General features: G+C 46.2%; 7 protein-coding genes and 1 pseudogene. 4 read left to right on the top strand and 4 right to left on the bottom strand.

The annotated features are described in order from the left end of the window. The 4 genes from PX482_RS13450 to PX482_RS13435 form a co-directional block, all read left to right on the top strand. On the top strand, positions 1-219 hold a 219-nt coding region (locus PX482_RS13450; RefSeq protein WP_288122543.1), incomplete at its 5' end, for a hypothetical protein. A 127-nt stretch (positions 220-346) separates the two neighbouring features. After that, entirely contained in the window at positions 347-3316 is a 2970-nt protein-coding gene (pruA, locus tag PX482_RS13445) for an L-glutamate gamma-semialdehyde dehydrogenase (RefSeq protein ID WP_288122542.1), read from the top strand. A 7-nt stretch (positions 3317-3323) separates the two neighbouring features. Continuing rightward, positions 3324-3542 carry a hypothetical protein gene (locus tag PX482_RS13440; protein ID WP_080603629.1) on the top strand — a complete coding sequence of 73 codons (219 nt, stop codon included), beginning with the start codon at positions 3324-3326 and terminating at the stop codon, positions 3540-3542. 103 nt (positions 3543-3645) lie between these two features. Continuing rightward, a complete protein-coding gene (locus tag PX482_RS13435; RefSeq protein WP_002760085.1) occupies positions 3646-5280 on the top strand; it encodes an alpha-D-glucose phosphate-specific phosphoglucomutase in 1635 nt (544 codons plus the stop codon). Positions 5281-5554: 274 nt separating this feature from the next. On the opposite strand, the gene PX482_RS13430 is transcribed toward PX482_RS13435, so the two are convergent. From PX482_RS13430 to PX482_RS13415, 4 genes and pseudogenes are all read right to left on the bottom strand, one after another. Continuing rightward, complete coding sequence (locus PX482_RS13430) at positions 5555-5965, bottom strand: tellurite resistance TerB family protein (protein WP_002760083.1); 411 nt, start codon at positions 5963-5965, stop codon at positions 5555-5557. Beyond that, complete coding sequence (locus tag PX482_RS13425; protein ID WP_002760081.1) at positions 5955-7307, bottom strand: 16S rRNA (cytosine(967)-C(5))-methyltransferase; 1353 nt, start codon at positions 7305-7307, stop codon at positions 5955-5957. Before PX482_RS13425 ends, PX482_RS13430 begins: the two co-directional genes overlap by 11 nt. Further along, a complete protein-coding gene (locus PX482_RS13420; protein WP_002760078.1) occupies positions 7304-7855 on the bottom strand; it encodes an alpha/beta hydrolase in 552 nt (183 codons plus the stop codon). Before PX482_RS13420 ends, PX482_RS13425 begins: the two co-directional genes overlap by 4 nt. A 274-nt stretch (positions 7856-8129) precedes the next feature. Further along, positions 8130-8601 (bottom strand): annotated as a pseudogene (locus PX482_RS13415) (IS1-like element transposase); the annotation flags it as partial.

Genomic DNA, 8601 nt, shown 5'->3' with positions numbered 1-8601 from the left:
CCCACACCCCACACCCTACACCCCACACCCTACACCCCACACCCTACACCCCACACCCCACACCCTACACCCCACTTCCCCACTTCCCCACTTCCCCACTTCCCACTTCCCCACACCCCACACCCCACACCCCCACTTCCCCGCTTGATCGAGTACAATAGAGTGTTCAGCAAAAGCGATCAGCTATTAGCTTTGATTAGTCCTTCGGTAAGAATATAAACCAGAGAAAAGACCCATTAAAAGCGGCAATCAGCTGAAAAAGCTCAAAAACTGAATTTTAGGCTGAAGGCTGACGGTAGCTTGCTGAAAGCTGAATCCCGTTGATAATTTTTTTACTTGAATCACCGTGGTTATCCAAATCGACTCAACTCAAAACTACGAAACTAAAACCCAAGAGATCGCTAGACAACTTTTAGCCGAAACTCGGGAAAAAAAAGGTCTTTGGTCTGCTTTACAGGATCAAATGCGTTGGGATGATAAATTACTCGATTGGGCAATGTCTAACCCCAATTTACGAGTACAATTATTCCGTTTTATTGACTGTTTACCCGCTTTACGCAGTAATGCCGAGATCGCTAATCATCTCCAACAATACCTCGGTGATGCTTCCGTAGAACTGCCCAGTGCGCTGAAAAGTATCCTCAACTTTAGTGATCCTAACTCCTTACCCGCTCAAACGGCCGCCAGTCTGATCAGTAAATCCGTAGAAACCTTAGCTCGTAAGTATATCGCCGGGGAAGACCTAGGGCAAATTACTCGCACTGTCACCCGTCTGCGGAAGGAAAAAATGGCTTTTACCATAGATCTCCTCGGTGAAGCGGTAATTACTGAAGCGGAAACCCAAGTTTATCTACAAAGTTATCTGGATTTAATGACCCATTTGGCTCAAGAAGCAACCAAATGGAATAAAGTTAGCCAAATTGATGAAGCGGACGGCGACTTACTACCACAAGTGCAGGTTTCTGTCAAGCTAACTGCCTTTTATTCTCAGTTTGATCCCATGGATCCGATTGGTAGTAAGGAGAAAGTTTGCGATCGCATTCGCCTACTGTTGCGACGCGCTCAGGAGTTAGGGGTGGCAGTCCATTTTGATATGGAACAGTACGTTTATAAAAACCTCACCCTGGCTATCCTGAAAGAATTACTCCTAGAAGAAGAATTTCGCAGTCGTACCGATATTGGCATCACCCTACAGGCATATTTAAGAGATTCTGCCCAAGATTTACAAGATTTAATTAATTGGGCCAAAAAGCGCGGTTATCCCCTGACTGTCCGGCTAGTCAAAGGCGCTTACTGGGATCAGGAAACGATTAAATCTCGGCAAAATCATTGGCCACAGCCGGTATATAACGAAAAATCGGCCACAGATGCCAATTATGAACGGATGACGCGGTTATTATTGGAAAATCATCAATATTTATACGCCGCCATCGGTAGTCATAACGTGCGATCGCAAGCCTTGGCTTGTGCGATCGCAGAAAGTTTAGAAATTCCCCGTCGTCGCTTTGAAATGCAGGTATTGTACGGCATGGGCGACCAATTAGCCAAAGCGTTAGTGAAGCGGGGTCATCGGGTGCGGGTTTATTCCCCCTACGGACAACTCTTACCCGGTATGGCCTACCTAATCCGCCGTTTATTAGAAAATACCGCTAATAGTTCTTTCCTAAGGCAAAATTTGGAGGATCGTCCCGTGGAAGATTTAATCGCAGCCCCCCGGGTTTTAGGCAAGGATAACCCGATTATCGCCGGTTTTCCTAATGCCCCCGATACAGATTATGCTAACGAGCAATTACGAAATAAAGCGAGTCAAGCCCTTACTTTTGTCAAAAATTCCCTCGGTAAAACCTATTTACCCCTAATTAACGGCGAATACGTCACCACCAATGTTCAAATTAATTCCGTTAATCCCTGTAACCCGCAGGAAATAGTGGGTAAAGTGGGCTTAATTGAGGTGGAACAGGCAGAAAAAGCGATCATAGCGGCGAAACAGGCTTTTCCCGCTTGGAAACGCACTCCAGTGGCTAAAAGAGCCGAAATACTGCGAAAAGCGGCAGATTTGATGGAAGCGCGACGACACGAGTTATCGGCCTGGATTTGTTTGGAAGTGGGCAAAGTTATCCAACAGGCGGATCCGGAAGTGTCAGAAGCGATCGATTTTTGCCGTTATTACGCCTCCGAGATGGAAAGACTGGATTTAGGGCATAATTTCGACGTAGCAGGTGAGAATAATCGTTATTCCTACCAACCCCGGGGTATTGCTTTAGTGATTTCTCCCTGGAATTTCCCCCTAGCCATTGCGGTGGGGATGACAGTAGCGGCTTTAGTAGCCGGTAACTGCACGCTATTGAAACCTGCCGAGACTTCTTCGGTGATTACGGCGAAATTTGCCGAGATTCTCCTAGAAGCGGGTATTCCTGCCGGAGTCTTCCAATATATCCCGGGTAAAGGTTCGCAAGTGGGGGCGCATTTAGTTAGCCATCCCGATGTTCACCTAATCGCCTTCACCGGTTCACGAGAAGTGGGCTGTCGCATCTATACAGATGCCTCCATCGTGCAAAAGGGTCAAAAACACCTAAAACGAGTTATCGCCGAAATGGGCGGCAAAAATGCCCTAATTGTCGATGAGAGTGCCGATTTAGATCAGGCCGTTGTCGGTGCGGTTAAGTCCGCTTTTGGCTACACCGGCCAGAAATGTTCGGCCTGTTCGCGGATAATTGTTCTGGAAAGCGTCTATGATAGCTTTGTTGATCGCTTTGTCGAGGCTACCAAGTCCCTCAATATCGGGCCGACGGATTTACCGAGTACGGAAGTAGGACCGGTTATCGACGAGAAAGCTCAAGCAAGAATTCGGGAATACATCGAAACTGGTAAAAAAGAGGCTGAATTAGCCCTAGAAATGCCAATTCCAGAAGTGGGTTATTTCGTCAGTCCCACCGTCTTTAAGAATGTTCCCCCTGATGCGGTAATAGCGATGGAGGAAATTTTTGGTCCAGTGGTGGCGATTATCAAAGTGAGCAATTTCGAGGAAGCTTTAGCTGTAGCTAACGGAACCGACTATGCTTTAACCGGCGGCTTATATTCTCGCACTCCTGCCCATATTAACCGAGCTATGCAGGAATTTGAAGTGGGAAACCTCTATATTAACCGGGGAATCACCGGCGCGATTGTCTCCCGTCAACCCTTCGGGGGTTTCAAGATGTCGGGGGTAGGTTCCAAGGCTGGGGGTCCCGATTATCTGCTGCAATTCCTCGAACCTCGTCACATCAGCGAGAATATTCAACGTCAGGGATTTGCACCGATTGAAGGGGCCGATTAAGCAATTTATGGCTAGGGTTTGCGGCAAAAAGTTTGTTGGTGGGGTCAGGAGTCAGGAGACAGGAGACAGGAGACAGGAGACAGGAGACTCCGAGACAGGAGTCAGCTTTTTTCTCCCTGCTCCCTTCCCCCCACTTCCCTATCTCCCCACTCCCCTATCTCCCCCCGCAACGCGCACGAAGTGGTCTCCCCACTCTCCTAGACTTTTTAAACAAGATTTAGTATGACAGGGGACTCCCCAGCTGTTGTCTTTCCTAGCTGATTTCTTGGCTGTCAACCTACTGCTATATACTTAAGTTGAGAATTGCGTCGGCCTATCAAGAAAAGACTATGACGATTGAAACCGTTGCCACAAAACCCTTTAGTGACCAGAAACCGGGGACTTCTGGATTGCGAAAATCCGTTCCCGTTTTTCAACAACCCCATTATCTGGAAAATTTTATTCAAGCTATCTTCAATACTTTAGACGGTATCGAGGGTCAAACCCTAGTTGTCGGTGGAGATGGTCGTTATTATAACCGTCAAGCTATTCAAACTATCCTGAAAATCGCCGCCGCTAACGGTATCGGTAGAATACTCGTGGGAACCGATGGTATTGTCTCCACTCCCGCTATTTCTGGGTTAATTCGTGAAAATAACGCTTTTGGCGGTATTGTTCTCTCCGCTAGTCATAACCCCGGCGGTCCAGAGGGGGATTTTGGCATTAAGTACAACATTACTAACGGCGGACCGGCCCCGGAAAATATCACCGATGCAATTTATGCCGAGACTAAGGTGATTAGCAGTTATAAAATCCTCTCAGGGGCCGATATTAATCTCGATCGCCCCAGTTCCTTTAAACTGGGAACTATGGATGTGGAAGTGATCGATGCGGTCACTCCCTATGTCAAAATGATGGAAAAGATTTTTGATTTCGATCGCATTCAGACCCTACTCACTTCTGGTAAGTTTAAAATGTGCATGGATTCTCTCCATGCGGTAACCGGTCCCTACGCTTATGCTCTATTTGAACAGCGTTTAGGCGCGCCCAAAGGTACAGTATTAAATGGTATTCCCCTAGAGGATTTTGGTGGTGGTCATCCCGATCCTAACCTAGTCTATGCCCATGATCTGGTAGAAATTCTCTTTGGTCAAGAGGCCCCGGATTTTGGGGCTGCTTCCGATGGAGATGGCGATCGCAATATGATCCTCGGTCAGAATTTTTTTGTTACCCCCAGTGATAGTTTGGCGGTACTAACAGCCAACGCTCATCTAGTACCGGGCTATCAAAATGGTATCACGGGAGTAGCGCGATCGATGCCCACCAGTGCGGCGGCCGATCGAGTAGCGGCTAAACTGGGAATTGACTGTTATGAAACTCCCACCGGTTGGAAATTCTTCGGTAATTTGTTAGATGCGGGGAAAGCAACCCTTTGCGGGGAGGAAAGTTTCGGCACGGGTTCCAATCATATTCGCGAAAAAGATGGTTTATGGGCGGTTCTTTTCTGGTTAAATATTTTGGCAGTTAAAGGGGAATCGGTAGAGGAAATTGTTCGCAGTCATTGGCAAGAATTCGGTCGTAATTTCTATTCTCGTCATGATTATGAAGAAGTCGCATTAGAACCGGCAAAAGAGATGATGGCACGTCTCCAGAAGTTGGTTTTAGACCTTAAGGGTAAACAATTTGGTAACTATGAAGTGGAATATGCCGATGATTTTAGCTATACGGATCCCGTGGATGGTAGTGTGAGTAAAAATCAAGGTATTCGCATTGGTTTTACCGATGGTTCTCGGATTATTTATCGTCTATCGGGTACGGGAACTAAAGGAGCAACTCTCCGGGTTTATCTAGAAAGTTATGAACCGGACGCGAGTAAACACGATATCGACACCCAAAAGGCCCTACAACCCTTAATTGATTTAGCCGAAGAAATCGGTCAAATTCGTCAATCTACCGGACGGGAACAACCCACAGTTATTACCTAAAATCTAGGGATCAGCTATCAGTTTTTATCGGGGAAATTTTTGACCTGCTCATCACTAATTAGGGTTTGCGGCAAAAAGTTTTTCGTGGGGGTAGGGTGTGGGGTGTGGGGTGTGGGGTGTAGGGTTTTACCGATTTTGAGGGGGTCAACTACCTAATTTTCAGGGAAAAAGTCCCAGAATTTTCCCCCCCATCACTCCCAGATATGGTACTTTTTGATTGACAAAAAGTCTAAAAGTCTTACCCAACAAGGTTTTTAGATTTATTCAGCCAACCCTAATTACTTCCAGTAATTGCCCTGTGGTACAATTTCTGAATTCCCGTGACTAATTTATCTAACATCGATCGATGGCTATCATGAGTCGGATCGAAACTCTGCACTTTGGTTAATAATTTCGCTTCCTGTATATCCACGTCGTCATCGCTATAGATTAAAGTGCTAATCGATGTTAGTAGATCTTGATAGATTTCTGGACTAGGATTATCGCCTAAATAGGACTCTAACCATCGATAACATTCACTGGTTTTAACTGGTTTTAGTTCCGATAATAGTGGTTTTATCTCCGGATCATCATCAAGTTTTTCCCTCACAGCTACCTGTCGTAAATAATTTCTTTCTGATGGTTGAATGACACCATCAATCCAAGCAACACCGATGAGAATTTTCAGTAATTGTTTATTTTTCATCCCACACTTCCTTGACTAACTTAGCCATAAAAAAACCGTCTTGATTATGCCGATGGGGTAACACTTCGATCGCTCCCGTTTCTGTATAGTATTCTGAGAAGCATGAATTAGAGTCAGGAGTGGCCATTTTCCAATCGGGATGAGCGGCTAAAAACTGCTCGATCACTCTTTCATTTTCTAACGGATCGAGAGTACAGGTGGCATAAACTAAGATTCCCTTCGGTTTTACCCAAGTGGCAGCCGAGGCTAAAAGTTCCCCCTGTCGTTTGGCTAGTACAGGTAAATTTTCCGGTGTTTGTCGCCAACGTATATCAGGACGCTTGTGCAGGGTTCCCAATCCTGAACAGGGAGCATCGATTAGTACACGATCGGCGATGCCGTGCCACTGGGGACGATCGCGACTATCCCCTAGATGTATTTCGATCGCTTTTAAGTCTAATCTTTTAATATTGGCTTCTAACTGTCGTAAACGGGATGCCGTTTGATCACAGGCTAATATTCTACCCCGATCGCCCATTAATTCGGCAATATGAGTGGTTTTTCCCCCCGGTGCCGCACAAGCGTCGATAATTGTCTCTCCGGGCTGGGGATCGAGTAGATAAGTGACTAATTGGGCGCTAATATCCTGTAGGGTGTAATTTCCGGCTCGAAATCCCTCTAAACGCTCAATATTGCCTAAACCAGAGGTTAAACGGCAAGCTAGAGGTAACTTAAGATAATTAAAAGTTATATTGGCTGATTCTAACTCATTTTCTAGGGCTTCTAGGCTAGTTTTCAGGGGATTAATCCGAATATCGAGGTCAGGAGAGCGATTAAACCATTGACACAGTTGTTCCGTTTCCGTAACACTAAAGCGATCTAACCACAATTGCACCAACCAATCGGGGAAACTGTGGAGAATACCCAATCTAGAAGCGGTATTTTCCGGTAAAAGTAAAGGATCGTCGCCATTAGCAGTTAAACGGAGATATTGCCGCAGCATTCCGTTAACCACCGCCGCTAATTTGCCTAAATGACTGATTTTAGTTAATTCTACCGCCGTATTCACCGCCGCCGATGGGGGAATCTGGGATAGATAACGCAGTTGATAAAGACCAATATGGAGAATTCGCCGTAAATCCGGGGGTTGCTGGGCCGCAGTTTTTTTCCCCAAGCGATCGAGCAGCGCATCCAAAGTTCTTTGTCGGCGCATTATACCATAAACAATCTCCGTTGTCAAGGCTTTGTCAAGACAATTTAAGGAACTAGCGGACAAATGGCGATCAAGAGCGCGATCGGGATAGGCGGAGGAGCGATCGATATCCCGTAAAATCAGCAAAGCCAGCTGACGAGCATTATTCATGCAGTTTCTAGACGATTGCGGAGGAATTGGCGTAAAATAGTCAGTGCCGGAATCGGGATTTCGTGACCCATATTTAACTCGTGATATTCGACGTTAACCCCCAAACCAAGCAGTAAATCTCTGGCTTGACGAGCAGCAGCGATAGGAACGACGGGATCCTGCTTACCATGAACAATTAAGACATTTTGTGGGCCTTGGGGATGGGGTTCACCGTGCAGATAACCACTCAAGGAACCCAATCCCGCCAAGGGTAAAGATAAACCCACATCCAGCGTCATCGCTCCCCCTTGGGAAAAACCGGTCAAAAAAGTCCGCTCTAGGGGAATACCGGTAGTTGCTTCTAGGGAAATAATCCAATCGTGCAACTGTTGACGACTAGGGACTAAACCTTGATAATCGGAGGTTTCTAAAGCATACCAGGCGCGTCCCCCCGGCACTTGGGGATGATCGAAGGGAGCATTAGGAAACAAAAATTGACAATCAGCTAGATCCAGCATCGATGCAAGGGGGGCCAGATCCATGGCATCTGCACCCCAACCGTGCAGCATGATCACTAGATAGCGAGCGGGATTTTCCGGGGAAGGGGGAATGACAATCGGGTTAAAAGACAGAGTTTTTTCCTCGCAATTCTCTTTTTTCTCTATTCTATAGCGGTTTTCCCCGGGGTGAGATGGGTGTTGGGGGAGTCTTTTCAGTGATCAGCTTCTGAAGGCAAAAGGCACTCATGCAAAAGGCAGCTTTATTCTCCCAACTCCGGCACTCCCAACTCCCATCACCCCACACCCCACACCCCACACCCCACACCCTGTCCCCAGGAAAAACTTTTTCAGCATACCCTAAATAGCAACCAATAATTTCCCTTGTCTTTCTATCAATTAACCGCCAAATATAAACCTTTATCGTCTTAGAAAAAACCCAAGACCACATCTCATCACATTCTCTAAACAATTTACCTTTTTGTTTGTCCGAAACCTTTATTTGACGGGGAACAGCCGCCAGTTTATTGTTGACATAATTTTGTAACCATGACCAACTTACCCCTGTTACTCTCGCAATTCCTCGCAAGGAAATTCGTTCGAGCAAGAGTTGATCAATTAATTGTTTGGTTTCGTCAGAGACGGTTTTATTAGTGGGATTGATCACCAACGGTTGACCACATTCTTTACCTTGACGTTTGGGTTTTCCATTATGAATAGAACCATTCTTGATCGTAGGGTGAGAACCACAATTAGGACAGGGGAATAGAGGTGAACTAGGGGGGGGATTTTGTTCGGTGCTAGACTGATATTTGAGT

Origin of the sequence: Microcystis sp. M53602_WE12 (genome assembly GCF_030065455.1) — a bacterium.
In the GTDB taxonomy this organism is placed as follows: Bacteria; Cyanobacteriota; Cyanobacteriia; order Cyanobacteriales; family Microcystaceae; genus Microcystis; species Microcystis aeruginosa.
The sequence above is the reverse complement of the archived record's forward strand: the minus strand, read 5'-3'. Positions and strand labels throughout refer to the sequence as shown.

Coding starts and splice junctions, on each gene's coding strand:
- PX482_RS13430 (WP_002760083.1), bottom strand. CDS start 5,965: ATGAAAAATAAACAATTACTGAAAATTCTCATCGGTGTTGCTTGGATT.
- PX482_RS13440 (WP_080603629.1), top strand. CDS start 3,324: ATGGCTAGGGTTTGCGGCAAAAAGTTTGTTGGTGGGGTCAGGAGTCAG.
- PX482_RS13435 (WP_002760085.1), top strand. CDS start 3,646: ATGACGATTGAAACCGTTGCCACAAAACCCTTTAGTGACCAGAAACCG.
- PX482_RS13425 (WP_002760081.1), bottom strand. CDS start 7,307: ATGAATAATGCTCGTCAGCTGGCTTTGCTGATTTTACGGGATATCGAT.
- PX482_RS13420 (WP_002760078.1), bottom strand. CDS start 7,855: ATGCTGCACGGTTGGGGTGCAGATGCCATGGATCTGGCCCCCCTTGCA.